At 74.4% G+C, this 26,806-nt stretch carries 20 protein-coding genes; 12 read left to right on the top strand and 8 right to left on the bottom strand.

All coding sequences use genetic code 11. The features are described from left to right. The first annotated feature begins 51 nt into the window (after positions 1-51). The 7 genes from HP550_RS15540 to HP550_RS15570 all read left to right on the top strand — a co-directional run bounded on the left by HP550_RS15540 (position 52) and on the right by HP550_RS15570 (position 9,869). Entirely contained in the window at positions 52-1,818 is a 1,767-nt protein-coding gene (locus HP550_RS15540; protein ID WP_175348587.1) for a GTPase, read from the top strand. Then, the gene (locus HP550_RS15545) at positions 1,815-3,299 is read left to right on the top strand and encodes a GTPase (RefSeq protein WP_175348588.1); all 1,485 of its coding nucleotides are present in this window, start codon (positions 1,815-1,817) and stop codon (positions 3,297-3,299) included. The genes HP550_RS15540 and HP550_RS15545 overlap by 4 nt, the downstream gene beginning before the upstream one ends. Positions 3,300-3,432: 133 nt before the next feature. Further along, positions 3,433-3,933 carry a single-stranded DNA-binding protein gene (locus HP550_RS15550; protein ID WP_175348589.1) on the top strand — a complete coding sequence of 167 codons (501 nt, stop codon included), beginning with the start codon at positions 3,433-3,435 and terminating at the stop codon, positions 3,931-3,933. Positions 3,934-4,094: 161 nt separating this feature from the next. Next, on the top strand, positions 4,095-5,777 hold the full coding sequence (gene ettA / locus HP550_RS15555) for an energy-dependent translational throttle protein EttA (RefSeq protein WP_175348590.1): 1,683 nt from the start codon (positions 4,095-4,097) through the stop codon (positions 5,775-5,777). A 106-nt stretch (positions 5,778-5,883) separates the two neighbouring features. Beyond that, the gene (locus HP550_RS15560; RefSeq protein ID WP_175348591.1) at positions 5,884-7,740 is read left to right on the top strand and encodes a dynamin family protein; all 1,857 of its coding nucleotides are present in this window, start codon (positions 5,884-5,886) and stop codon (positions 7,738-7,740) included. 17 nt (positions 7,741-7,757) lie between these two features. Further along, on the top strand, positions 7,758-9,353 hold the full coding sequence (locus HP550_RS15565; protein ID WP_343048209.1) for a GTPase: 1,596 nt from the start codon (positions 7,758-7,760) through the stop codon (positions 9,351-9,353). A gap of 21 nt (positions 9,354-9,374) precedes the next feature. Beyond that, on the top strand, positions 9,375-9,869 hold the full coding sequence (locus HP550_RS15570; RefSeq protein ID WP_175348593.1) for an acyl-CoA thioesterase: 495 nt from the start codon (positions 9,375-9,377) through the stop codon (positions 9,867-9,869). On the opposite strand, the gene HP550_RS15575 is transcribed toward HP550_RS15570, so the two are convergent. From HP550_RS15575 to ptsP, 5 genes are all read right to left on the bottom strand, one after another. After that, positions 9,847-11,457: an SDR family oxidoreductase gene (locus HP550_RS15575; protein WP_175348594.1), complete on the bottom strand. Its 1,611-nt coding sequence runs from the start codon at positions 11,455-11,457 to the stop codon at positions 9,847-9,849. The two genes, HP550_RS15570 and HP550_RS15575, sit on opposite strands and share 23 nt — an antisense overlap. 52 nt (positions 11,458-11,509) lie before the next feature. Beyond that, positions 11,510-12,514 (bottom strand): DNA topoisomerase IB, encoded by a 1,005-nt coding sequence (locus HP550_RS15580; RefSeq protein WP_175348595.1) that lies wholly within the window; start codon positions 12,512-12,514, stop codon positions 11,510-11,512. 43 nt (positions 12,515-12,557) lie between these two features. Continuing rightward, positions 12,558-13,427: an acyl-CoA thioesterase gene (locus HP550_RS15585; protein ID WP_175348596.1), complete on the bottom strand. Its 870-nt coding sequence runs from the start codon at positions 13,425-13,427 to the stop codon at positions 12,558-12,560. Positions 13,428-13,497: 70 nt separating this feature from the next. Then, positions 13,498-13,881, bottom strand: a complete 384-nt coding sequence (locus HP550_RS15590) for a globin domain-containing protein (protein WP_175348597.1) — start codon at positions 13,879-13,881, stop codon at positions 13,498-13,500. 22 nt (positions 13,882-13,903) lie between these two features. After that, complete coding sequence (gene ptsP, locus HP550_RS15595) at positions 13,904-15,595, bottom strand: phosphoenolpyruvate--protein phosphotransferase (RefSeq protein ID WP_175348598.1); 1,692 nt, start codon at positions 15,593-15,595, stop codon at positions 13,904-13,906. A gap of 158 nt (positions 15,596-15,753) precedes the next feature. Here ptsP and HP550_RS15600 point away from each other — a divergent pair, with 158 nt between their 5' ends. Next, positions 15,754-15,984, top strand: coding sequence for a PTS sugar transporter subunit IIB (locus HP550_RS15600; protein ID WP_056092748.1), 231 nt, complete (start codon positions 15,754-15,756; stop codon positions 15,982-15,984). A gap of 28 nt (positions 15,985-16,012) precedes the next feature. Then, positions 16,013-16,474: a PTS sugar transporter subunit IIA gene (locus HP550_RS15605; RefSeq protein WP_175348599.1), complete on the top strand. Its 462-nt coding sequence runs from the start codon at positions 16,013-16,015 to the stop codon at positions 16,472-16,474. 7 nt (positions 16,475-16,481) lie between these two features. Here the strand turns inward: HP550_RS15605 and HP550_RS15610 are convergent, their stop codons facing one another. Next, positions 16,482-17,564 carry a mechanosensitive ion channel family protein gene (locus HP550_RS15610; RefSeq protein WP_175348600.1) on the bottom strand — a complete coding sequence of 361 codons (1,083 nt, stop codon included), beginning with the start codon at positions 17,562-17,564 and terminating at the stop codon, positions 16,482-16,484. Next, on the bottom strand, positions 17,561-19,714 hold the full coding sequence (locus HP550_RS15615; RefSeq protein ID WP_175348601.1) for a prolyl oligopeptidase family serine peptidase: 2,154 nt from the start codon (positions 19,712-19,714) through the stop codon (positions 17,561-17,563). The genes HP550_RS15610 and HP550_RS15615 overlap by 4 nt, the downstream gene beginning before the upstream one ends. 70 nt (positions 19,715-19,784) lie before the next feature. Here HP550_RS15615 and malQ point away from each other — a divergent pair, with 70 nt between their 5' ends. Together malQ and HP550_RS15625 are read left to right on the top strand one after the other, a co-directional pair. Next, positions 19,785-21,947, top strand: a complete 2,163-nt coding sequence (malQ, locus tag HP550_RS15620; protein ID WP_175348710.1) for a 4-alpha-glucanotransferase — start codon at positions 19,785-19,787, stop codon at positions 21,945-21,947. Positions 21,948-21,949: 2 nt separating this feature from the next. After that, positions 21,950-22,492, top strand: coding sequence for a P-loop NTPase family protein (locus tag HP550_RS15625; RefSeq protein ID WP_175348602.1), 543 nt, complete (start codon positions 21,950-21,952; stop codon positions 22,490-22,492). Between the two features lie 60 nt (positions 22,493-22,552). Here HP550_RS15625 and pepN read toward each other — a convergent pair whose 3' ends face one another. After that, entirely contained in the window at positions 22,553-25,147 is a 2,595-nt protein-coding gene (pepN, locus tag HP550_RS15630) for an aminopeptidase N (RefSeq protein WP_175348603.1), read from the bottom strand. 83 nt (positions 25,148-25,230) lie between these two features. Between pepN and HP550_RS15635 the strand changes: the two genes are divergently transcribed. Then, positions 25,231-26,763, top strand: a complete 1,533-nt coding sequence (locus HP550_RS15635; protein WP_175348604.1) for an FAD-dependent oxidoreductase — start codon at positions 25,231-25,233, stop codon at positions 26,761-26,763. Positions 26,764-26,806 lie beyond the last annotated feature (43 nt).

Raw genomic sequence — 26,806 nt, forward strand, 5'->3', positions numbered from 1 at the left:
GACCCGCGTGGCGCGTTTTGCCAGGTCAGATCGCACCGCGACAATGGGCGCGTGAGCGCACAGCCCGGCACCGCGCCAGTGCAGCCTGTGCCGACCGCGCAGCCGCTGGCTCCACACGCACGTCACGCGGCCTCCGACCCGCGCGACGTCCTTGCCCGACCGCTCGCCGCGACGTCCCTGCTGGATGCCGTGCGGGACCTGCGCCGCGACGTGGAGCGCACCGGCTTCCCGCTGGAGATCGAGGGCATCGCGTCCGCGCGAGCCTCCCGGGCACGACTGGTGGACCAGCTGGGCGAGCACCTGGTGCCGCGGCTCACGGAGCTGTCCGCGCCCGCCGTGGTGGTGGTCTCGGGGTCCACCGGCGCCGGCAAGTCGACGCTGGTGAACTCGCTGGTGGGGACCGAGGTGAGCACCGCGGGGGTGCTGCGGCCGACGACCCGGCGCCCGGTGCTGGTGCACAACCCGCTCGACGCGGAGCTCCTCTCGCACCACCCGGTCCTGGAGTCCGTGAGCGTCGTCGCGGACGAGAACGTCCCGCGGGGCATCGCCCTGCTCGACGCCCCGGACCTCGACTCGGTGCTGGAGTCCAACCGCGAGTCCGCCCACCGGCTGCTCGAGGCGGCGGACCTCTGGCTCTTCGTCACCACCGCGGCGCGCTACGGCGATGCGCTGCCGTGGCGCGTGCTGCAGGGAGCCGTCGAGCGCGGGGCCTCCATCGCCATGGTGCTCAACCGCGTCCCCCCGGCGTCCTTGCCGACCGTGCGCGGCGACCTGCTCGACCGTCTCCGCGGGCACGGCCTGCAGGGCTCGCCCCTGTTCGTCGTCCCTGACCTCGGCCCGCACGAGGGCCTGCTGCCGGCCACGGTCGTCGCACCGATCCGCCGCTGGCTCGCGATGCTGGCCGGCCCCGACCGGGCGCGGACCGTGATCGGCCGCACGCTGCGCGGCTCTCTGGCCGCGCTGCGACCGTGGGTCGACGAGCTGGCGGAGGCCGTGCAGGCCCAGGCCGACGCCGCGAGCGCGATCGCGGCGGTCCTGGACGAGTCGGTGGTGGGGCCCACCGCGCAGGTGTCCGCGTCGATCCGGGGCGGTGCCGTCGCGGACGGCGCGGTGCGGGCGCGGTGGGCGGAGCTCGCGGCGGACTCCGGTCCCCTCGGCAGCGTGGTGCGCTCGTCGGGCCGCATCCGCGGGTCGGCGCGGGAGGGGCGTGCACGGGCCACGGCGATCGAGCCGCTGACCGAGGACCTGACCCGGTCCGCGGCCGCCACACTGACCGCAGCGGGCGCCCAGACCGAGGAGGTCCTGCGGGCCGCGCTCACCGGTCCCGACGGACCCGAGGGCGGTGCGTCTGTCGACGCCGCCTGGACGTCGGCGACGCTGCGCACCGGGCGGCGGAGCGCAGCGGAGCAGGCGGCGCGCGCCTGGACCGCCCAGGGTCCACGCGTCGTGCGGGCGGCGCTGACGCACGCACCCGCGGAGTCGACACCCGACGGCGTCTCCCGAGGACGCCGCGAGGTGACGCGCGAGGTCCGGCGGCGACGCAAGGCGGAGAACGCGCTCGGCGACCAGGGGCTGGCCGCTGTCGCGCTCGCCGCCGCCGCCGGGGTCCGCGAGGCCCGTGACCTGCTGGTGGACCTCATCGACACAGCGGGGGAGCGTGCGGTCGACGAGCTGCGCGACGACCTGGTCGCCCGGGTGGCCGGGCAGGTGGCCGTGGAGCGGGCCGCGGTGGGCGAGGTCCTGGCGGACCCGGACCTCGCCGAGGACGCGGCATCGCGGTTGCGTCTGCGGCTCGCCGTGCTGAAGGGACTGACGTGAGCACGGCGACCGACGGTCCGCACGGCGACGAGACGGCGGCGCTGACGGCTCGCGTCGACGCGCTCGACCGTGCGCTGGCGGTCGGCGGAAAGCGTCTGGCCCCCGCCGTGGTGGCCCGCGTGGTCGCGACGGTGGACAGCGTGCGGGAGCGGCTCGCGCTGGGCGTCGACCACACGGTCGTCGCGCTCGTCGGAGGTACCGGCTCGGGGAAGTCGAGCCTGTTCAACGCGATCAGCGGGCTGGACTTCGCGGACGTCGGGGTGCGCCGGCCCACCACGTCGGAGATCACGGCGTGCGTGTGGGGCGACGAGGGTGGGCCGCTGCTGGACTGGCTGGGCGTGGTGCCCGACCGCCGGATCGAGCGCGAGAGCCTGCTGGACGGGGAGAGCGAGGCGCCGCTGCGGGGCCTGGTCCTGCTCGACCTGCCGGACCACGACTCGATCGCCCCCGAGCACCGCGAGGTGGTCGACCGGCTGCTGCCGCAGGCGGACCTGCTCGCCTGGGTGGTCGACCCCCAGAAGTACGCGGACGACGCCCTGCACAGCGGCTACCTGCGCCAGCTGGTCGGGCACGAGGCGTCGATGGTGGTGGTGCTCAACCAGGTGGACACGGTGCCGCCGGACGTGCGCCCCGAGCTGGTCGCGGACGTCGAGCACCTGCTGGTCGACGACGGCCTGACGGGGGTGCCGGTCCGCGAGGCCTCCGCGCGCACCGGTGAGGGCGTGAACGTCCTGCGCGAGCTCCTGGCCACGGTGGTCGGGTCGCGGTCGCTGGCCGCCCGCCGGGCGAGTGCGGAGCTCAACGACGCCGCCGCGCTGCTGGCCGCGGAGGTCGCCGCGCGCGAGCCCGCTCCGGCCGCGCTGTCGGTCACCGACGTCGTGGACCGGCTGTCCGCCGCGATCGGCCTGCCGGCAGTGGCGGCGGGTGTGGGTTCCGCCGTGCGCGGTCGGACGTCGGCGACCCCGGGGTTCGGCGCCGTGCAGGAGGACGCCGTCGGGCTCGCCCGGTCGTCGTGGCTCGACGCCGTCACGCCAGGGCTGCCACGGCGGTGGGGTCAGGACGTCGCCTCGCGCGTGGCCTCGACCACCGAGATGCGGCTGGCCGTGACCGACGCGCTGACGCAGCTCACCCTGTCCGCCCGGCGGTCCGGGCTCGCGCTCGGGCTGACGGTCGCCGCCTTGCTGCTCGGCGGCGCCGCGGTGCTCGGCGCGTCGATCGCCGTCGGCGCGCTGGTCGGTGGCGGCGAGGCCAACGTGTGGGCGCCCGTCGCGGCGATCATCCTGGCCGTGACGTGCGTGCTCGCGGCCGTGGGGGCCGGTGCTGCACGTCGGTCGGCGGCGCGACGGCGATCGGCCCGAGTGCTCCAGGACGGTCGGTCGGCGCTGGAGAACGTGGCGCGGGCGAGGCTCGCGGTCCCGACCGAGGCCGTGCTCGCCGAGCACCGCACCGTCCGCGAGCTCGTCGCGGGCGCCACGGGCTGACCCGCCCACAGCCCCCCGCGCAGGCACCCGCTCCACAGTTCGCCTGCCGTGGCGCCCCCGTGGCACACCCGCCGCTGACCCTGGTCGCACGAGCCCCCGCACCCGCCGGGGCACACGGCACCGGAGGTTTCCCATGAGCTCGCAGTCCCTGGACCTGACCGTCGTCGGGTGGATCGGCACCGAGGTGCGGATCCACCACGAGTCGGACGGCGGCGTCCCGTTCACCACGTTCCGGCTGGGCAGCACGCGTCGCTGGTTCGACAAGCAGGCCGGCGTCTGGAAGGACGCCCAGACCGAGTGGTTCAACGTGAAGGTGTGGCGGACCACGGCGCTGAACGCGGCACGCTCGCTGCGCAAGGGGGACCCGGTCATCGTGCAGGGGCAGCTGTCGACCGAGGAGTGGGTGGGCGCCGACGGCCCGCGCACGTCGCTCGTGCTGGACGCGAGCGCGCTCGGACCGAACCTGGCGTTCGGCAGCAGCCACTTCGCGCGGACGGTCAGCCCGTCCGTGGCCGCAGGGGAGGCCGCACCCGCGGACGTCTCCGGTCTGGAGGAGGTCCCCGAGGACGAGGAGGCCGGTCTGACCCCCGTGCTGGACGACGAGCAGGAGCCCGCGCTGGCCGGTGCCAGGTGATCGCCTAGGCTGGGGCACCGGCAACCCGACGACGTGGCCGGTCGGACCGCGCGCTCCCAGCGGCGCGGTCGACCAGCCTCGCGGGCGAGCCGGACAGCATTGCCCCGAGCACCGAGCGAGCGGGGCGACCCCCATCGAGCACCGAGGCGGACGAAGAGCCAGTGGCTGAGTTCATCTACTCCATGTACAAGACGCGCAAGGCGCACGGCGACAAGGTGATCCTCGACGACGTCACCCTGAACTTCCTGCCGGGCGCCAAGATCGGCGTCGTCGGACCCAACGGCGCCGGCAAGTCGACGATCCTCAAGATCATGGCGGGCCTCGATCAGCCGTCGAACGGCGAGGCGCGCCTGAGCCCCGGCTACACGGTCGGCATCCTCCAGCAGGAGCCGCCGCTGAACGAGGCCAAGACCGTGCTCGGCAACGTCGAGGAGGGCGTCGCCGAGATCAAGGGCAAGCTCGACCGGTACAACGAGATCTCCGTGCTGATGTCCGAGCCGGACGCCGACTTCGACGCGCTGCTGGCGGAGATGGGCGTGCTCCAGGAGGCGATCGACGCGGCCGACGCCTGGGACCTCGACGCCCAGCTGGACCAGGCCATGGACGCCTTGCGGTGCCCGCCCCCGGACGCCGACGTCACTGTGCTCTCCGGTGGTGAGCGCCGCCGGGTCGCCCTGTGCAAGCTGCTCCTGGAGAAGCCCGACCTGCTGCTCCTCGACGAGCCCACCAACCACCTCGACGCGGAGAGCGTGCTGTGGCTGGAGGCCCACCTCAAGGACTACCCGGGCGCGATCCTGGCCGTCACCCACGACCGGTACTTCCTGGACCACGTCGCGGAGTGGATCTGTGAGGTCGACCGCGGCCGGTTGTACCCGTACGAGGGCAACTACTCGACCTACCTGGAGAAGAAGGGCGAGCGCCTCGCCATCCAGGGCAAGAAGGACGCCAAGCTGGCCAAGCGCCTCAAGGAGGAGCTGGACTGGGTGCGGTCCAACGCCAAGGGCCGCCAGACCAAGTCCAAGTCGCGCCTGGCGCGCTACGAGGAGATGGCCGCGGAGGCGGACCGCACCAGGAAGCTCGACTTCGAGGAGATCCAGATCCCGCCGGGTCCGCGACTCGGCTCGATCGTGCTGGAGGCCAAGGGTCTGGGCAAGGGCTTCGACGGCCGCGTGCTCATCGACGACCTGAGCTTCACGCTGCCGCGCAACGGCATCGTCGGCGTCATCGGCCCCAACGGCGTCGGCAAGACCACGCTGTTCAAGACGATCGTCGGGCTCGAGCCGCTGGACAAGGGCGAGCTCAAGGTCGGCGAGACCGTGTCGATCTCCTACGTCGACCAGTCGCGCGGCGGGATCGACCCCAAGAAGACCTTGTTCGAGGTCGTCTCCGACGGGCTCGACTTCCTCAAGGTCGGCAACGTCGAGATGCCGTCGCGCGCCTACGTGGCCGCGTTCGGCTTCAAGGGCCCGGACCAGCAGAAGCCCGCGGGCGTGCTCTCCGGTGGTGAGCGCAACCGTCTCAACCTCGCGCTCACGCTCAAGCAGGGCGGCAACCTGCTGCTGCTCGACGAGCCCACCAACGACCTGGACGTCGAGACGCTCGGCTCGCTGGAGAACGCGTTGCTCGAGTTCCCCGGTTGCGCCGTGGTGGTCTCGCACGACCGGTGGTTCCTCGACCGGGTGGCGACGCACATCCTGGCCTACGAGGGGACCGAGGACGAGCCGGGCAACTGGTACTGGTTCGAGGGCAACTTCGCCTCCTACGAGGAGAACAAGGTGGAGCGGCTGGGCGCCGACGCGGCCCGCCCGCACCGTGTGACGTACCGCAAGCTGCGCCGCGACTGACGTCCGACCAGGCCGCCCGTCCACGCGGACGGGCGGCCTCGTCGCGCTCACCGCACCTTCTCGGACCTGCGCCTATACGCTCGGCATGACCTGAGAGGCGGTGGCGATGGAGCACGACGAGCTGGTCGGCGCCCTGCTCACGCTGCGCAGCCGCGTCGCCGACGTCCGGCTCCCGCTCGAGACCGCGTCGGCCCCGGTCGCCCGTGCCGACCGCACCCGCGTCCTGGACCAGCTGGACGACTACCTGCTGCCGCGGCTGCGCGATCCTGGCGCGCCCGTGCTGGTGGTCGTCGGCGGCTCGACCGGTGCCGGCAAGTCGACGGTGGTGAACTCGTTGGTCGGCGCCGAGGTCAGCCCGTCGGGCGTGCTGCGTCCCACCACCCGCTGGCCGGTGCTCGTGCACCACCCGCTGGACGTGCGCTGGTTCAGCTCGGATCGGGTGCTCCCGTCGCTGTCCCGCGCGGACGCGGCTGGTGAGCAGGGTCTCGCGGGCGCGCGGCCCGGACTGCGCCTGGTGGCCTCCGAGGCGGTGCCGGTGGGGCTCGCCCTGCTCGACGCACCCGACGTGGACTCGGTCGAGGAGGGCAACCGCATCCTCGCCGCCCAGCTGCTGGGTGCGGCCGACGTGTGGCTGTTCGTCACCACCGCCGCGCGGTACGCGGACGCGGTCCCCTGGGAGCTGCTCGCCGACGCCGCCCAGCGGGGCACGCACCTGGCCCTGGTGCTGGACCGGGTGGACGTCGGCGCCGAGACGGCGGTCGGTGACCACCTGCAGCAGATGCTCGCCGATGCCGGGCTGGCGTCGGCCACGGTGATCGTGGTGCCCGAGGTCGCGCTCGAGGACGGGCTGCTGCCCGAGCACGCCGTGGGACCGATCGCCGACTTCCTCACCCGGACCGCCACGGACCCGGCCGTCCGCGCGGCGGCGCTCGCCGAGACGTGGGACGGTGCCGTCGCCGACGTGTCCCGCCGGGCGCTCGACCTGGCCGACGCGGCGGACGAGCAGCGGGCGGCGGACGCACGCCTGCGCTCGGCGGTCACGGCGGCGTACGCGACCGCGTCGGAGCAGATCGCGCACGCGACCTCGGACGGAACACTGCTGCGCGGTGAGGTGCTGGCGCGGTGGCAGGACGTCGTCGGGACCAGCGAGTGGTTCCGGTCCCTGGAGCAGGGCGTCTCCCGGCTGCGCGACCGCGTGGTGGGCTTCGTGCGCGGACGTCGACCCGCGGAGCCGGCGCTGGTCGAGGCGGTGGCGCACGGACTGTCCGCGGTCATCCAGGACGCGGCCGAGGACGCCGCCGAGAGGGCCCACTCGGCGTGGCGGCACGACCCGGCGGGCCTGGCGCTGCTCGACGGCCTGGCCCTGTCCCGGGCATCCAGCGACCTGCGCACGCGGACGGCGGAGCAGGTCCGGGCGTGGCAGGGGGACGTGCTGGCCCTCGTCGAGACCGAGGGTGCCGACAAGCGGACGACCGCCCGTGCACTGTCCTACGGGGTCAACGGGCTCGGCGCGGTGCTGATGGTCGCGGTCTTCGCGTCGACCGGCGGAATCACGGGTGCCGAGATCGGCATCGTCGGCGGCTCGGCCCTGCTCGCGCAGCGCCTGCTCGAGGCGGTCTTCGGCGACGACGCCGTGCGACGCCTCACGCAGGAGGCGCACAGCCGCCTGGCTGCCCGCACGGACGCGCTGCTGGACGAGGAGTCCTCCCGGTTCACGCGTCAGCTGGACGCCACGGGTGCGCGCGGCCGCGACGGCGACGACCTGCGGGCGTCGGCGGCGGCGGTGGGGTCGGCGATGGCGGCACGGACCGCCGCGACCGCGTGGGGCGCCGGCGAGCTCCCGGCCGGCGGCAGCGGGCACCTGCGCGGGACCGGGGCCGTCGGCCGCGCGGTCGCGGTGCCCGACCGCGAGGAGCCGGAGCGTCCCCGGTGGTGGAGCCGATGGTTCCGGGGCGACGGGTGAGCGCCTCGGCGGGGAGCTTGAAGGGGCGCGTCGCGGCGCTCGACGAGGCCGTCGGTCTCGCGCGCGGGCGGCTGCCCGACGTCGCCCTCGAGGCGCCCGCGGCCGTCGTCGCGAAGGCGCGGGACCGTGCGGCGCTGTCGGGTGAGTACACGGTGGTCGCGCTCGCCGGAGCCACCGGGTCGGGCAAGTCGTCGCTGCTCAACGCCCTCGCCGGTGCGCGCATCGCGGAGCCGGGCGTTCGTCGGCCCACCACGGGGCAGCCCGTCGCGGTGATCGTCCCCGCCAAGGGCGGCGACTCGGAGCACGGTGCCGACGACCTCCTGGACTGGCTCGACGTCCGCCAGCGGCACGTGGCCGGCAGCCGCGCCCTGGAGTCGGCGACGGGCCTGGTGCTCCTGGACCTGCCCGACCACGACTCGGTGGTGACCGAGCACCGCACGATCGCCGAGCGACTCTACGAGCGGGTGGACCTGCTGGTCTGGGTGGTCGACCCGCAGAAGTACGCGGACGCCGCCCTGCACGCCCGCTACCTGCGCGGTCTGCGCGACCACGCCGGGGTCGTGGTCCTGGTGCTCAACCAGGCCGACCGCCTGGCTCCCGCGGAGCAGCGCGCGATGGTGGCGGACCTGCAGCGGCTGGCCACGGAGGACGGGCTCGCGGCGTCGCCGGTGCTGGCGGCCAGCGCGTCGACCGGTGCGGGCGTCAGCGAGCTGCGGGACCTGCTCGCCCGTGCGGCTCAGCGCCGGCTGGCGGCGACCGAGCGCGTGACGGGGGACGTGCGGCTGGCGGCGCGCGCGCTGGTGGAGGCCTGCGGCCGGCCGCCGAACTCCCGCCGGGAGGTCGGCGCAGCCGCCGGGCTCGTCCGCGCGTGGGAGTCCGCGGCGGGTGTCGACGAGGTCGCGGACGCCGTGCGGCGCTCGACCAAGCGGTCAGCGCGCGCCGCGACCGGCTGGCCGGTGACGCGCTGGGTCGCGCAGCTGCGTCCGGACCCGCTGCGGCGCCTGGGCCTGGGCCGCGACCGGCTCCGGGCGGGGACCGACGACCTGCTGCGCTCGTCGCGGCCGGCTCCGGCGGCGGGCGAGCGAGCCGCCGCGCTCAGCGCGGTGCGCACCTACGTGGACGCCGCGACGGCCGGTGCGCCCGACCACTGGGTCCTGGCCGCCCGGTCGCGCGCGGCCGATGTGAACCTCGACGACGTGCTCGACCGGACCGTCGTGCGGGTGCCTGTCGGCGCCGCGCGCGTGCCGTGGACGTGGCGGGTGCTCGCGTTCCTCCAGTGGGTCCTGCTCGCGGTCGCGGTGGCGGGGCTGGCCTGGCTGATCACGCTGGCCGCGATGGCGTGGCTCCAGCTTCCCGCCCCCGAGACGCCGGTGTGGTGGGGGTTGCCCGCGCCCACGCTCCTGCTGCTCGGCGGAGTCGTCGCGGGGCTCCTCGTCGCCGGGCTCGGCTGGCTCGTCGGGGTGGTCGCGGGGCGCAGCCGTGCCGCGACGGCTCGCCGGCGGCTGGGCGCGGCCGTGGCGGCGGCCGTGAACGACCACGTCATCGGGCCCGTGGCAGCCGAGATGGACGCGCTGGCGCGGTGCCGCGCGGCGGCGTCGAAGGCCGCGGCCTGACCCGCTCCTAGGATCGAGCGCATGACTCGACTCGAGGTCCCCGTGCAGCTGCGCTGGTCGGACATGGACGCCTACCAGCACGTGAACAACGTCGAGATGCTGCGGCTGCTGGAGGAGGCGCGGATCGAGGCGTTCTGGAGCCACCCGGTGGCGCCCGACGGCAGTCGGGTGGAGAGCGCGTGGCCCACCGCGGTGCTCGACGCGGGCCCAGGTGCCGAGCTGTCCACGCTGGTGGCACGCCAGGAGATCGAGTACCTCAAGCCGCTGGGCTACCGCCGGACGCCGGTGATCGTGGAGATGTGGCTCGGCCACCTCGGTGGGGCCAGCCTGGACGTCTGCTACGAGGTGCGCGACGCGGGCGAGGTCGGCCCCGAGCGCGTCACCTACGCCCGGGCGCTCACGACGCTGGTGCTCGTCGACGCCGCGACGGGAGCGCCCCGACGCATCGGCGTCGAGCAGCGCGCGGCGTGGGAGGCCTACCTGGAGGAGCCCGTCACGATCCGCCGGAGGCGCTGACGCGTCGGTCCGTGCGGGCCTGCTCGGCCGTCTCGGCGGCGCGGGCGATGTTCCGCTGCATGCCGCCGAACACGATCCCGTGGAACGGGTACACGGACCACCAGTAGAGCTGCCCGAGCAGCCCCTTCGGGTGGAACAGTGCGCGCTGGGAGAAGACGGAGCGGGTGTCGGACGTGCCGGTGGGCTCGACGCGCAGCTCCAGCCACGCGAGCCCCGGGACGCGCATCTCGGCGCGCAGCCTCAGCAGGCTGCCCTCCTCGATCGCCTCGACGCGCCAGAAGTCGACCGCGTCGTCCACCAGGAGCTGGAGCGGGTCCCGACGCCCGCGGCGCAGGCCCGGTCCGCCGACCAACCGGTCGGCCAGCCCGCGGACACGCCAGGCCAGGCCCCACGAGTACCAGCCGCGCTCGCCACCGACGGCCTCGAGCACCCGCCACAGGGCCGCGGGGGAGGCGTCGACGGTGACCTGCCGCTCGTCGACGAAGAGCGAGCCGCCCGCCCAGTCGGGGTCGCTGGGCAACGGGTCGCTGGGCGCGCCCGGCACCGAGGCCGACGACCAGCGCGTGGTCACGGCCGCGTCCTGCACGCGCTGGAGGGCCAGGCGGACTGCGCGGTCGAAGCCGATCAGGCCGCCGGGCGGGTCGGGCACGTGCTCGGCGATGTCGTGCTCGTCGCACACCACCTCGTGCACGAGGGACTCGACCAGCGGACGCGCGAGGCCGCCCGGCACCGGGGTCACCAACGACACCCAGAGGCTGGACAGCTTCGGGGTCAGCACGGGGACGCCGACGATGACCCGCCGGTGGAGCCCCGACGCGGCGGCGTAGCGCTGCATCATGTCGCGGTAGGTCAGGACGTCAGGGCCGCCGATGTCGAACCCGCGGCTGACCTGCGCCGGCATCGCCGCGGAGCCGACGAGGTAGCGCAGGACGTCCCGGATGGAGATGGGCTGGATGCGGTTCTCCACCCAGCGCGGCACCGTCATGGCCGGCAGGCGCTCGGTGAGGTAGCGCATCATCTCGAACGACGCCGAGCCGGAGCCCAGGATGACCGCCGCCCGCAGGACCGTCGTCGGCACGCCGCTGGCCAGCAGGATCTCCCCGACCTCGGTGCGGGAGGCCAGGTGCGGGGACAGGTCCTCGCCCTCGGGGTAGAGGCCCCCGAGGTAGACCATCCGCTCGACGCCAGCCTCGCGCGCCGCCTGCCCGAAGACGAGGGCGGTGTGCCGGTCGGTCGACTCGAAGCTGCGCCCGGTGCCCAGCGAGTGGATCAGGTAGTACGCGATCTGGGTGCCCTCGAGCGCGGCACGGATCTGCTCGGGGTCGGCGGCGTCGGCCGCCGCGACCTCCACGTCCGCGTACCAGGGCCGGCCGCGCAGCCGGTCGGGGTGCCGCGCGATCGCGCGCACCCGGTAGCCGGCGGCGAGCAGCTCGGGGACCAGCCGGCCGCCGACGTAGCCAGTGACGCCGGTGACCGCGACCAGCGGCGCGTCGGCACGGGGGTGCCCGTCGGGGCCGAGGCCGGGGACCAGCCCGACGAGGGTGTCCGCGACGGGTGCGGGCAGGAGGTCGTCCGGGGCAGTGGCCATCTGGGAAGTCTGCGGTGCCGGGCGCGCCCCCGCACCCGGTCGCGACCGATCCTCAGCCCGCGCTCAGCATCGCCAGGGTCTCGCGTTCCGCGACGGCCTGCGACCGGGTGCGGCGGATCGTCGAGCCGCGCTCCCAGAGCTCGATGACCCGGGGGTCGATGTAGGACGCCCGGCACACGGCGGGCGTGTTGCCCAGCTCCTCGGCCACCGCGCGCACGACGTCGGTGACCACGCGGCGGCGGGCGCGCTCGGACGCCGGGGGTGGACCGGCGTCGGCGAGGCCGCGAGCGGCGAGCACGGTCGCGTGCCACGTGCGGAAGTCCTTCGGGGTGGCGTCCTCGCCCAGCTGCCGCTTGACGTAGGCGCCGACGTCCGCGCTGGTCACGTCGTGCCACCCGCCGTCGTCGTCGCGCCAGGCCAGGAGCTCCGGGCCGTCGTCCCGCCTCCGGGTGAGAGTCCGCACGAGGGTGGCGACGTCGTCGTCCTCGACGATCGTGTCTCGCACCTGGCCCGACTTGGCCGGGAAGTTCAGGTGCACGCGGCCGGGGTCGCCCTCGCTCTCGGGCGCCAGGACGCGGACGTGCGAGCGCAGCAGCGTCGCCAGCCCGTAGGAGCCGTGCTGGAGGGCGTACCCCTCGCCGCCGACGCGCAGGTAGGCGAGGTCGAGCAGCCGGAACGCCAGGGCGAGCACCTTCTCGCGGGGCATGCCGTCCAGCGCCAGGTCCGCCCGTACGCGGCGGCGCGCGGCGGGCAGGCGGCGGGCGACGTCGAGCACGTGGTCGTGCTTGAGGCGGCCCCGGCGCACCGTCCACTGCTGGTGGTACAGGTACTGCCGGCGTTCGGCGTCGTCGAGCCCCGCGGCCTGGATGTGGCCGTTGGGCCACGGGCTGATCCACACGTCGCGCCACGCGGGTGGGATGGCGAGCACCGTGATCCGTTCGAGGTGCTCCTCGTCGACGATCCGGACCTTGTCGAGGTCGAGGTAGACGAACCCCCGACCGGCGCGACGTCGCGACCAGCCGGGGGCGTCGAGGCGGACGCGGCGCAGGCGGACCATCCGGGCAGTGTCACCCGGGCGCGCCCGGTCCGCGCGGGGAGCGTCAGTCCGGGAAGCGGACCATGCCCTCCTGCGCGACGGACGCCACGAGCACGCCGTCCTGCGTGAACACGCGCGCCGCGCCCAGCCCGCGCCCGCCCTGCGCGCTGGGCGTCGACTGCACGTACAGGAGCCAGTCGTCCACGCGGACGTCCCGGTGCCACCACATCGCGTGGTCCAGGGACGCGATCGACAGCCCGCGGGTCACCCATGAGCGGCCCGCCCGCCGCAGGATGGGTTCGAGCATCACCTGGTCGCACGCGTAGGCCAGCAGTGCCCGGTGCAGCAGCTGGTCGTCGGGCAGCGGGCCGCGCGACCGGAACCACACGGCCTGCCGACCGGTCGCCTCCGCGGGCGGGCCCAGGTAGATCGACCCGTCGACGTGCCGGACGTCGAACGCGGCCTCCTGCGTCCAGAACTTGGCCACCGGGTGGTCGATGCCTCCGAGGACGTCCAGCGCGGACGGCACCTCGTCGGGTCCGGGGATCCCGTCCGGCATCGGGTCCGCGTAGTCCAGCCCGGGCTGCTGCTCCTGGAACGACGTGATCATCGACAGGATCGCCTCGCCGCCCTGGAGCGCGTGCGTCCGGCGGGCGCTGAACGAGCGGCCGTCCCGCAGCCGCTCGACGGCGAACGTGATCGGCTCGCGTGCGTCGCCCGCGCGCAGGAAGTACCCGTGCAGCGAGTGGGGGAGCCGACCGTCCGTGATCGTCCGGCCGGCGGCGAGCAGCGCCTGGGCCAGCACCTGACCACCGAACACGCGCCCGCTGGGCTGGGGGAGGCTGCGACCGGTGAACTGGTCCGGCGTCCCCGGGTCCTCCTCCAGCCGCAGGATGTCCAGCACGGGGGCGGTCGGGTCGGGCTCGATCGTCATGGACCGCAGCGTCTCACGACGAGCACGCCCCACCCGGGGTCCGCGCGGCGTGATGTCGGTCGCAGGGACCTCAGTCGTCGAACGTGTTGAGCATCGAGTGTGCGGCCCGCTCCAGGTAGTCCCAGAGCTCCGCGTGGTGCAGCGGTGCCAGGTCCAGGCTGTCGACGGCGGCGCGCATGTGCAGCAGCCAGCGGTCGCGTGCGTCGGGGTTGACCTTGAACGGCGCGTGCCGCATCCGCAGCCGCGGGTGCCCGCGCTCGTCGGAGTAGGTGGTCGGCCCGCCCCAGTACTGCTCGAGGAACAGGGTCAGCCGCTCGGCGGCCGGGCCGAGGTCCTGCTCGGGGTACATGGGTCGCAGCACCGGGTCGGCGGCGACGCCGCGGTAGAACTCGTCGACGAGGCGGACGAACGTCTCGTGCCCGCCGATCGCGGCGTAGAAGGAGTCGGATCTCACCCCGCAATCCTCACACGCGAGCTCAGAGCCCCAGCTCCTCCAGCACGGGCAGGCCGGCGCGGACGACGGCCCGCGCGTCCGCCGCGCTCGAGGCGGCGAGCGCCAGCTGAGCCAGGCGGCGGCACTCGTCGAGCGGGGTCACGGCCAGCAGCGCGGCGACGTCGGGGAGCGCCCGCGGGGTCATGGACAGCGAGGTCACCCCGAGACCCACGAGCACGACGGCGAGGGCCGGGTTGGCGGCTGCCTCGCCGCACACGCCGACCGGGCGGTCCTGCTGCGCGCCGCCTGCGCAGGTCGCGGCGACCAGGTGCAGGACGGCGGGCTGCCACGGGTCGGACAGCTCGGCGACGGCACCCAGCAACCGGTCCGCGGCCATCGCGTACTGCGTGAGGTCGTTGGTGCCGATGCTGGCGAACGCGGCGTGCGCCAGGATCGGACCGGCCAGCAGCGCGGCGCTAGGCACCTCGATCATCACCCCCGCGACCGGGAGCCCGTGGGCGGCGCAGGCGGCGACGAACTGCTGGGCCTCGTCGACGGTGGACACCATCGGGGCCATCACCCAGACCTCGGCGGTCTCGGCGGCCGCCGCCCGGGCGATCGCCGCCAGCTGGTCCTCGAGCACCTCGGGGTGGCGTGCGGCGGTCCGCAGGCCACGGACGCCGAGCGCGGGGTTGACCTCCGGGTCCCCGGCGAGGAACGGCAGCGGCTTGTCGGCACCCGCGTCGAGCGTGCGGACCACGACCTTGCGACCCGGGAAGGCGGCGAGCACGCGACGGTAGGCGGTGACCTGCTCGTCGATGCTCGGTGCCTCCTCGCGGTCGAGGAACCCGAACTCCGTCCGGAACAGCCCCACGCCCTCGGCCCCCGCGGCGGCGGCCGGTGCCGCGTCGGACGGGTCGCCCACGTTGGCCAGCAGCTCGACGTGGTGCCCGTCGGCCGTGTGCCCGCGCCCGTCGAACGTGCGGACCTGCGCGGCGAGCGCCAGCGCCGCGGCCACCTGCTCGTCGGTGGGGCCGACGGTGACGGTCCCCGCCGCGCCGTCGACCAGCACGAGGCCCTCGGCCACCACGGCCGCCTCGACGCCCCGCGCGGCGACCACCGCGGGGATGCCGCGGGACCGCGCGAGGATCGCCGTGTGCGAGGTGGGCCCGCCGGCTCCGGTGACGATGGCGAGCACCCGGTCGGTGTCGAGCGTCGCGACGATGGCCGGCGCCAGATCCCCGGCGACCAGGACGAACGGCGCCTCGTGCGCGGGGACGCCCGGGGCTGCCCTGCCGGTGAGCTCCGCGACGAGGCGGTCGCGGACGTCGGCGATGTCGCGCACGCGCTCCGCGAAGTACCCGCCGAGCGCCTCGAACTGTGCGGCGACGGCCTCCGCGGCCTCCCAGACGGCACGCTCCGGCACCAGCCGGTCGTCGACGACGCGCTGCTCGGCGTCGGCCACGAGAGTGGGGTCCGCGGCGATCGCGGCCGTGGCGTGCAGGAGGTCCGCGCTGTCGCCCTGGGCGCGGTCGGCGGCGGCGTCGAGCGCGGCGCGGACCACCTCGGACGCGGCGCCCACCCGCTTGGCCTCCGCGGCGTAGTCGGTGCCCGGCGGAAGCCGACGTCCGGAGGGCGGCTCCGCGATCGGGTCGGGCATGAGCACGGCGGGCGCGACCACGCGTCCCGGGCTCACCCCGATGCCGGTGATGACCGTGGGGGATGGCTGGCTCACCTGGCAGGACCTCCTCGTCGACCTGACGGCAGTGTGGTCCTTCGGTGTCCGCGGACGCCACCCGCCACGCGCGTCCGGCACTGCGAGGCTGAGGTCGGTGTGCCAGGGTTACGCTGGCCCTTGGCGCAGATCGGCGCCGGTCGAGCTGGGGAGTTCCATTGAGCAAGGCAGAGCAGATCCTCGCAGCGCTGGGCGGCGACGGGAACGTCGTCGACCTCGAGCCGTGCATCACCCGGCTCCGCGTCGAGGTGAGCGATGCCCATCTGGTCGACGAGGCGGCGCTGAAGGCCAGCGGCGCGTTCGGCGTGGTGCGGTCCGGCCGCATCGTCCAGGTGATCGTCGGCCCGGAGGCCGACAACCTCGCCGCCGAGCTCGACAGCCTGCGCTGACCGGCCGCCGCGGCCCCGGGCGCGACGGATGACCACCCTGCGGCTGCTCAGCCCGCTGAGCGGCGTCGTCCGGCCCGTCTCGGAGGTGCCCGACCCGGTCTTCGCGGAGGGCATGGTCGGTCCCGGCGTGGCCATCGAGCCGCAGCACGTGCAGACCCAGACGGTGCTGGCACCCGCGGACGGGGTGATCGGTGCCCTGCATCCGCACGCGTTCGCCCTCGAGCTCAGCGAGGGGCGCACCATCCTCGTCCACCTCGGCATCGACACGGTCGGGCTGGCGGGCCAGGGCTTCACGCTGCACGTCGACGGCGGCCAGACCGTCCGCGCCGGTGACCGGCTGGTGACCTGGTCGCCCGTCGACGTGTCCGCCTCCGGGCTGAAGACCATCTGCCCGGTGATCGCGCTCCAGGCCGATCCGGAGGCGCTCACCCTGCTGGTCGCCGACGGCGCCACCGTGCGCGCGGGGGACCCGCTGCTCGACTGGGTCTGACGCCCGCTCAGCCGCGCGGTGCGGGCTCCTCGGTCGCCGCCACCGGCTCCGACGCCGGGAGCGGCTCCTCGCCGGCCGCGGCCCGGGCGTCCCGCTCGGCGAGCGCGTCGTCGACCGGGGTGTCGTGCGGGTCGCGCGGCTCCGGTGCGATCCCCGCCCGGTGGGTGGCCATGAGGTCGCGCTGCCCGGCCAGCGGCACGTGGGCGCGCTCGAGCGCGTCGCGCGTCGCGGTCCGCAGCGAGCGCGCGACCTCCCACTGCATGGCGGGCGAGGTCTTGATCTTGAGCCGCAGCGTCACGGCGTCCGCGCTGAGGCGCTCGATGCCCGTGATCGTCGGCGCACCCAGGACGTGCGTACCCACGACGGGGTCCGTGACGACGCGGGAGGCGGCCTCGGTCAGCAGTGCGCGGACCTCGTCCAGGTCGGCGAAGTAGTCGACGTCGATCTCGACGACCGCGGTCGCCCAGCCCTGCGACTTGTTGCCGACGCGCAGCATGGTGCCGTTGGGGACGTACCAGAGGGTGCCGTCGGAGTCGCGGATCTTGGTGATCCGCAGCGTGACCGCCTCGACGGTGCCGGTGGCGGGTCCCACGTCCACGATGTCGCCGACGCCGTACTGGTCCTCCAGCAGCATGAACAGGCCGCTGAGGAAGTCCTTGACCAGGCTCTGCGCACCGAAGCCGACGGCCACGCCGACGACGCCCGCGGACGCGATGAACGGCGCGATGTTCACACCGAGGGCGTCCAGGATGAGGAAGAACGCGATCGAGCCCACCACCACGGTGGCGGTGGAGCGCAGCACGGAGCCGATCGTGCGGGCGCGCTGGGCGCGGCGGGCGCTGGACAGCGGGCTCGCCTTGGCCAGCACGCTGCCGACCGCGGACTCACCGAGCGGGCCGCGGTCGAGGATCGACGAGCCGTCGGCGACGTGGTTGGTGATCCCGCGGATCGCGCGGCGCAGCAGGACCAGCACGATGCTGCTGATCACGACGATGAGGATGATCTTGAGGGGCAGGCCGACGAACCACTCGGCCCAGGACTGCGCCGACGTGAGGTCCTCCGGGGCCGGCGACGGCGCGGTGGCACTCATGCGGCGCCCCCGGCCAGGCCGGTCCGGTCGGCGACGAACTGCAGCTGCTCCACGGTCAGCCCGATGGTCCGGGACAGCGCCCGCCCGCCGTGGCCGACCCCGCGCTCGCGGCGGACCAGGATCGGAGCCTCGCCGCCGGTCGCGGCCTGGAGTGCCGCGGCGAGCTTGCGGGCGTGCAGCGGGTCCACGCGGGTGTCGCCCTCGAAGACCGTGAACAGGGTGGCGGGGTACGCGGTCCCGTCGACCACCCGGTGGTACGGCGAGTAGCCGAGCAGCCAGCCGAGCTCCGTCGGGTCGTCGGCGTCGCCGTACTCCTCGGTCCACGTGACGCCGAGGCCGAACCGCTGGTAGCGGACCATGTCGAGCAGCGGGGCGGAGCAGACGACGGCGGCGAACAGGTCGGGTCGCTGGGTCAGCGCGGCGCCGACGAGCAGGCCGCCGTTCGAGCCGCCCCAGCAGGCCAGCTGGTCCGGGGTGGTCCAGCCCTGCGCGACGAGGTGGTCGCCGACGGCGTGGAAGTCGTCGAACACGTTCTGCTTGTGGGCCCGCATCCCGGCGCGGTGCCACTGCTCGCCCTCCTCACCGCCCCCGCGCAGGTTGGCGACGACGTACACGCCGCCGGCCTCCACCCACGCGAGCGTGGTCGCCGAGAACGCCGGCTCCAGGGAGATCTGGAACCCGCCGTACCCGTAGAGGATCGTCGGCGCGGTGGTCAGCGGAAGGCCGTCGGCATCGAGCGCGTCGGTGCGGGCGACGACGAACGCGCGCACGGTCGTGCCGTCGGGGCTGGTGACCTCGATCTGCCGCGCGCGGACGTCCGGGAGGTCGGCCACGAGCCCGGGGGGCGACGCCCACAGGGTGGTCTGCCCGGTGCGTGCGTCGAACCGGTGCACGCTCGTGGGCGTCGTGTGGTCCGTGTAGGAGAACCAGATCTCCGGGCCCCCGTCGGGTCGCGTCGCGAGGCCCGAGATGGAGCCGAGCCCGGGCAGCGTGACCGCGTCGGGGAGCCGCTGACCCGTGCGGGGGTCGTGCGCGCTGACCTCGGAGACGGAGTGCCGACGCCAGGACGCGAGCAGCAGGGTCGGCGTCGTGTCGTCCCCGCCGCCGTCGATGAACGCCACGTCCTCGAGGACCGCCGTGGGGTCCTCGGCCAGCAGGGTGGTCCAGTGCTCGACGCCCGGTGCCGTCGGGTCGGTGACCGCGATCCGCCCGCGGGGCGCGTCGAGGTTGGTGTGCACGTACAGCCGGCCGTCGCGGGCCACCCACGCACCCGTCTCGGCATCCAGGCCGACGGCGACGTCGACGAACGAGGGAGCGCCGAGGTCGGACGCCGTGAGGTCGGCGATCCACACGTCCGTCCGCGGCGCCGTGCCGGCGGAGGCCGACACGATCAGCCAGCGGCCGTCCCGGGAGACCGACACGCCGTAGTAGTTGGTGTGGTCCAGGCCCGCGCCGAACACCTCCACGTCGTCGGTGGCGGGGGTGCCCAGCCGGTGCAGCCAGACGCGGCGGTGGTACTGCGCCTCGTCCTCCGGCAGGGTCTCCGGGGGCAGCCGGCGCACGTAGTAGAACGCCTCGCCGCCGGGCAGCCACGCCACGGGGGAGTACCGCGCGCGGTCGATCGGTCCGTCCACCAGCTCGCCCGTGACCACGTCCAGGACGTGCAGGACGCTCTCCTCGGTGCCGCCCGACGACACCTGGTACGCGACGAGGTGGCCCTCCTTCGACGGCTGCCACGCGTCGAGCGTGGTGGTGCCTGCCGGGTCGATCGCGACGGGGTCGAGCAGGACGCGTTCACGCTCATCGGCACCGTCGCCCTCGGCCACCACGACCACCGCGTGCTCCTGGTCGCCGGACCGGCGGGAGAAGAACCTGCGCTCACCGCGCCACGCCGGCGGGCTCACGAAGCCGGCGCCGAGCAGGTCCCGGAGCCGGGCGGTGAGGGTCTCGGTGGCGAACGGGCCCGTGGTCCCGAGCGAGCCGCGGAACTGCGCGTACAGGTCGTCCTGCGCCGACGACCAGGCCTCGGTCTCGTCGGACCCCTCGTCCTCCAGCGCGCGGAACGGGTCGGCGACGCGGTGCCCGTGCAGGTCCTCGACCAGGTCGGTCCGCGGGGCGGTCGGGTACGTGCGCAGAGCGGGTGCGGTCATGGTCCGCAAGGCTACGACGACCGGCTGGGAGGTCGCGCGAGTGACGCAGTCGGGAGCGTCCGTCCTGCGTATGCGCACGGGGCTCTGGCAGGATCGGCGTGTGGCAGACGACCCGGCAACCGCGTCCGACGCCCTTCTGCGCCTGGCGGGGGCCTACGGGGTGGTCCCGGACCACTGGGACTTCCACGGGCAGAGCCGGCGCGCGTCGGCGGCCACCCTTCAGGGGGTGCTCGGGGCGCTCGGTGTCGACGCGTCCTCGCCGGAGCGCGTCGACCTGGCCATCGCCCACGTCGAGGACATGCCGTGGCGGCGCGTGCTGCCTCCGGTGCTCGTCGTCCGCGAGGGTCGGCAGGCCCACGTGGCGGTGCACGTCACGCACGGCGACCCCGTCGAGGTGTGGATCGAGCTGGACCCCGAGGTGGGCGGCGGTCGGCGCGAGGTCGCTCAGGCGGACGTCCCCGTCGATCCCCGGACGGTCGACGGCAGGCTCGTCGGCCGCGCCACCTTCACCCTGCCCACCGACCTCCCGCTGGGCTGGCACGAGATCGTCGCCGAAGGTCCCAGCGCGTCGGCGCACAGCCCGCTCGTCGTCACCCCGTCCCGGCTGGAGCTCCCCGAGGCGCTGCGCGAGCGTCGGACCTGGGGTCTGATGGCGCAGCTCTACTCCGTGCGCTCGCGGGCGTCCTGGGGGGTCGGCGACCTCGCGGACCTCGCCGAGATCGGCTGGCTCGCCGGTCGTGAGCTGGGCGCGGACTTCCTGCTGATCAACCCGCTGCACGCGGCCGAGCCGACCGTCCCGCTCACCCCGTCGCCGTACCTGCCCACCACGCGCCGCTTCGTCAGTCCGCTGTACATCCGGGTCGAGGACGTGCGCGAGACGGGCTACCTGTCGTCGGCCGACCGGGCGCTCGTGGAGTGGGCGGCCGAGCCGGTGCTCGCCATGGACGACGACGCGGGCCCGATCGACCGGGACGCCGCGTGGACCGCCAAGCGCGCGGCGCTCGAGGTCGTGTTCGCCGCCCCGCGGTCGGCCGCGCGGCAGGCGGCGTTCGACGCGTTCGTGGAGCAGGAGGGTGCCGGGCTCGAGACGTTCGCGCTCTGGTGCGCGCTCGCGGAGAAGTACGAGAACCCGGCGTTGTGGCCCGCCGACGCGCTCGACCCGTCGTCGAGCCTCGTCACCGGGCTCCGCGAGGAGCTGGCGGAGCGCGTCGAGTTCCACACGTGGCTCCAGTGGGTCGCCGACGAGCAGCTGGCGGCGGCCCAGCGCGCCGCGCTCGACGGGGGCATGGCGCTCGGGATCATGCACGACCTCGCCGTCGGGGTGCACCCCGAGGGTGCGGACGTGTGGGCGCTGGGCGACGTGCTCGCCCGCGGCGCGACCGTCGGCGCCCCGCCGGACATGTACAACCAGCAGGGGCAGAACTGGTCGCAGCCGCCGTGGCGCCCCGACGCCCTCGCGCGCGCCGCGTACCGGCCGTACCGCGACATGCTCCGCACCGTCCTGCGGCACGCGGGCGCCATCCGGATCGACCACGTGATCGGGCTGTTCCGACTCTGGTGGATCCCGGAGGGCGCCGACTCAGCCGACGGCGCGTACGTCCGCTACGACCATGAGGCCCTCGTCGGCATCCTGGCGCTCGAGGCGCACCGCGCGGGCGCCGTGGTGATCGGGGAGGACCTGGGCGTCGTCGAGCCGTGGGTGCGCGACTACCTGTCGGAGCGCGGGATGCTCGGCACGTCGGTGCTCTGGTTCGAGCGGGACATGCACGGCGCGCCGCTGGCCCCCGAGCACTACCGGCCGCTGGTGCTGGCCACGGTGACCACGCACGACCTGCCGCCGACCGCGGGGTACCTGGCCGGCGAGCACGTGGCCATCCGGGAGCGGCTGGGACTGCTCACCGACCCGGTCGAGGTGGTCCGGGCGGCGGCGCTGGCCGAGCGCGACCAGATGCTCACCGTGCTGCACGACCGTGCTCTGGTGGGCGCCGACCCCTCCGAGCGCGAGATCGTCGAGGCCCTGCACCGGTACGTCATGGCGACCCCGTCGGTGCTGGTGGGTGTCTCGCTGGCCGACGCGGTCGGGGAGCGACGGGCCCAGAACCAGCCGGGGACCGACCAGGAGTACCCGAACTGGAAGGTGCCGCTGGCGGACAGCTCGGGGCGGGTCGTCCTGGTGGAGGACCTGTTCACCAACCAACGGCTGCGGTCGTTGGCGGCCGTCCTCAACAGCTGAGGATGAGCGAGCAGCTGCGCCGAGTCCGGGTCGTGGGGACCTCTGGCTCCGGGAAGACGAAGCTCGCCGGTCGCCTGGCTGCACGGCTCGGGGTGCCGCACCTGGAGCTCGACGAGGTGTTCTGGGACGCCAACTGGACCAAGCGAGACCTGGACGAGGCACGTGCGCTGATCGGTGCGTTCCTGTCGTCGTCGGATGACGGCTGGGTGACCGACGGCAACGGGACCGTCGGGACGGAGGGGCTTCTCGGCGACGCGGACGCGTTCGTCTGGCTCGACTACCCCCGCCGGACGGTCATGGCTCGGGTGGTCCGACGGACCCTGCGCCGCGGTGTGCTGCGCACGGAGCTGTGGCACGGCAATCGCGAGGACCTTCGCAACGTGCTGAACGCCGACCCGGACCAGAACGTGGTGCTCTGGTCGTGGACGTCGCACGCCCGTAACCGCACCCGGTACACGACGCTCGCGGCCGAGTCCCCGATCCCGGTGATCCGCCTGCGCAGCCCGCGCGAGGCGAGCCGCTGGCTGGCCGGCCTGACACCCTGACGGTCCTCGCGTGAAGACGTCGTCGCGTCTGGCGCAACGACGTCTTCACGCGAGCACGTCTCAGGTGCGGCGGAGGTCCGCCTGCTGCGCAGCCAGCGCGCGGCGCACGCCGTCGCGGGACTCCAGCACCAGCCGGCGCAGGGCCGAGGGTGCGTCCGGGTGCCCGTCGAGCCACGCGTCGGTCGCTCCGAGCACGTCCACCGACGTGTCGTCGGCCAGCTCGGTCGGGTAGAGGCCGACGACGATGTTCTGCGCCATCTCGTTCGTCTTGTCGGCCCACACGGTCTCGAGACCGGCGAAGTACGGCTCGACGAACGGCAGGAGCAGCGAGCGGTCGTGCACGCGGCCGAAGCCGGCGATCGTCGCGGCCTGGAGGGCGTTCGGCAGCCCGTCCTGGTCCACCACGGACGCCCAGGCGGTCGCCTTGGCGTCGGCCGTCGGGACGGCGGCGCGGGCGGCTGCGGCGGCCCGCTGACCCGTCGCCGTGGCGTCGTCGGCCAGCTGCGCGGCGATGTCCGCGTCGCCGGCACGCGCGCCGGTGACCAGCGACGTGAGCAGCTCCCAGCGCAGGTCGGTGTCGATGGACAGGCCCTCGAGCGTGGCGTGACCGTCCAGCAGGTCGCGGACGGCGTCCAGCTGCTCGGTCGTCGCCGCGCGGCCCGCGAAGGACTTGACCAGCTGGAGCTGGGTGTCGGAGCCGGCCTCGGCGGCGCGGGCCAGGGCGAGCAGGCGGTCGGCCGCGGCGGTCTCCGTGGCGGACCGGTGCTCGGGCGCCACGTACAGGTCGAGCGCGGTGGACAGCTGTCGCAGGAGGACGAGCACCACGGAGGAGTCGGTCTCGTGCGCGATGTTGTTCAGCACCAGGTCGACGAAGTCCCGAGCGGGGGTCTCGCCGTCGCGGGTGGCGTCCCAGGCCGCCGTCCACACGAGCGTGCGGGGCAGCGAGTCGTCGAACTTGCCCAGGTGCTCAATGGACGCGGCGAGCGACTGCGCGTCGAGCCGGATCTTGGCGTAGGCGAGGTCCCCGTCGTTGACCAGCACGAGCGCCGGGCGCGGCAGCCCCACGAGCGCGGGCACCCCCGTGCGGGCACCGTCGATGTCGAGCTCGACGTGGACGGTCCGGACCAGACGCCCGTCGGCGAGGTCGTAGCCGCCGATGGCCAGGCGGTGCGGGCGCTGCACCGGGTGCTCGTCGGGCACCTCCTGCAGGACCGCGAAGGACGTGATGACGCCGGCGTCGTCGACCTCCAGCTCCGGGCGCAGCAGGGTGACGCCGGCCTGCTCCAGCCAGAGGCCGGACCACGCGGACAGGTCGCGGCCGCTGGTGGTCTCCAGCTCGGTGAGGAAGTCGCGCAGCTCCGTGTTGCCCCACGCGTGCTTGGCGAAGTACGCGCGCACCCCGTCGAAGAACTCGTCCTGGCCCACCCAGGAGACGAGCTGCTTGAGCACGCTCGCGCCCTTGGCGTAGGTGATGCCGTCGAAGTTGACCTCGACGTCCTCCAGGTCGCGCATGTCCGCGACGATCGGGTGCGTGGACGGCAGCTGGTCCTGGCGGTAGGCCCAGTTCTTCTCCAGCGAGGAGAACGTGGTCCACGCGCTGGTCCATCGGGTGGCCTCGGCGGTGGCGAGCGTCGACATGTACTCGGCGAACGACTCGTTCAGCCACAGGTCGTCCCACCAGCGCATGGTCACCAGGTCGCCGAACCACATGTGCGCCAGCTCGTGCAGGATCGTCACCGCGCGGCGCTCGATCGTGGCGTCGGGGACCTTGGACCGGAACACGTACGACTCGAGGAACGTCACCGCACCCGCGTTCTCCATCGCGCCCGCGTTGAACTCGGGCACGAAGAGCTGGTCGTACTTGGCGAACGGGTACGCGACGCCGAACGCCCGCTCGTAGAAGTCGAACCCGGCGCGGGTGAGGTCGACGATGTTGTCGGTGTCCAGGTGCTCGGCGAGGGACTCGCGGCAGTAGACGCCCAACGGGATGGTGCGGCCGTCCTGGCTGGTGAGCTCGCGGTGCTCCGCGTGGTACGGGCCGGCGATGACCGCGGTGATGTACGACGCGATCCGCGGGGTCGTCTCGAACGTCCAGGTGGCGGTGCCCTTGTCGACGCCTCCGTTGCGGTTGACGCCGTCCACGACGTCCACCGGCGCGCCGGCCTGCGGGTAGTTGGACACCACGGTCCAGTGCGCGGGGGCAGTCACGGTGAACGTGAAGGTGGCCTTGAGGTCGGGCTGCTCGAACACGGCGAACACGCGCCGGGAGTCGGCCACCTCGAACTGCGAGTACAGGTAGACCTCGTCGTCCACGGGGTCGACGAAGCGGTGCAGGCCCTCGCCGGTGTTCATATAGGCCGCGTCGGCGACGACGAGCAGCTCGTTGCTCGCCGCCAGGTCGTCCAGCCGGATCCGCGCGTCGGAGACCACGTCGGCGACGTCCAGCGACCGCCCGTTCAGGGTGACCTCGTGCACGCTCGGCGCGATGAGGTCGATGAAGGTGCTCGCCCCCGGTGTCGCGGTGAACCGCACCAGGGTCCGGGAGGCGAACGTCGTCGGGCTCGTCGTGAGGTCGAGCTCGACCTCGTACGACTCGGTGGCGACGACGGAGGCGCGCTCGCGCGCCTCGGCACGGGTGAGGTTCGCTCCAGGCACGCAGGTACTCCTCGGGGTCGATCGGTGGGGCTCTTGGCCGGGTCGATCATCGCACGCAGAGGCGCGCGGCCTAGGGTCGTGGCGTGCACGCGACCTACGACGCCGTCATCGTCGGTGGGGGCCACAACGGCCTGACCGCCGCCGCCTATCTGGCCCGCGCGGGACGGACGGTCCTGCTGCTCGAACGCGCCGACCACGTGGGCGGCGCGACGCTCTCGGCGCGGGCGTTCCCGGGGGTGGACGCGAACGTGTCGCGCTACTCCTACCTCGTCTCGCTGATGCCCCGGCAGGTCCGCGACGAGCTCGGGCTGCGGGTCGAGCTCCGCCGCCGGCGGATCTCGTCCTACACGCCCGCCGGTGGCGGCGGGCTGCTCGTGGACACGGCCGACGACGCCGCGACCGCTGCCTCGTTCGCCTCGGTCGACGCCGGTGGCGACGTCGACGCGTGGCGCGCGTTCGGCGCCCGCACCAGCGCGCTCGCCGCGCGGCTCTGGCCGACGATGACCGAGCCGCTGATGTCGCGCACCGACGCCCGCCGGCTGCTCGGTGCGGACGACTGGCGCGACCTGGTCGAGCGGCCGGTCGGCGAGGTGGTCGACGCGACCTTCGGCTCCGACCTGGTCCGGGGGATCGTGCTGACGGACGCCCTCATCGGCACGTTCGCCCGCGCGCACGAGACGGGCGGACGGCCCAACCGGTGCTTCCTCTATCACGTGATCGGCGGGGGGACCGGCGACTGGGACGTCCCGGTCGGGGGCATGGGTGCGGTCGCGGGGGCGCTCGAGGCAGCTGCGCGACAGGCGGGTGCCGAGCTCCTGACCTCAGCCGAGGTCACGGCGATCGGGCCCGGCGACGCCGAGGTCGTCTGGACGGACGCGGACGGTGGCGAGCACCGCGTGGGCGCGCGGCACGTGCTGGCCGCGTGTGCGCCGGCCGTCCTCGACCGGCTGCTCGGGCGAGCCACGGCCGAGGCGCCCGAAGGGGCGCAGCTGAAGCTGAACATGCTGCTCACGCGCCTGCCGCGGCTGCGCTCCGGCATGGACCCGCGCACCGCGTTCGCCGGAACGTTCCACGTCCACGAGTCCGCGACCGAGCTGGAGACCGCGTACCGACAGGCCGCTGCCGGCCGCATCCCCGACGTGCCGCCGGTCGAGACGTACTGCCACTCGCTGACGGACGACTCGATCCTCGGGCCCGGACTGCGTGCGACCGGCCACCAGACGCTCACCGCGTTCGGCCTGCACATGCCCGCCCGGCTGTTCGCCGCGGATCCCGAGGGGGCGCGGAGCATGGCGCTCGCGGCCACCCTGCGGTCGATCGACAGCGTGCTCGCGGAGCCGCTCGAGGACTGCCTCGCGCGCGACGAGGACGGGCGGCCGTGCCTCGAGGTGCGCAGCCCGGTCGACCTCGAGGCCGACGTCGCGCTGCCCGGCGGCCACATCTTCCACCGCGACCTCGCCTGGCCCTGGGCGGAGCGGGACGACGAGATCGGCACCTGGGGGGTCGAGACGGCGGACCCGCGCGTCCTGCTCGCCGGGGCGGGTGCGCGGCGCGGGGGTGGTGTCAGCGGGATCCCCGGTCGGGCGGCGGCCATGGCGGTCCTCGGGACGCTCTGAGGGAATAGCCGGGCGCGACCGTATGGTTGCGCGAGGCATCGAC

This window comes from Cellulomonas humilata (assembly GCF_013359775.1).
GTDB classification, from domain to species: Bacteria; Actinomycetota; Actinomycetes; order Actinomycetales; family Cellulomonadaceae; genus Cellulomonas; species Cellulomonas humilata.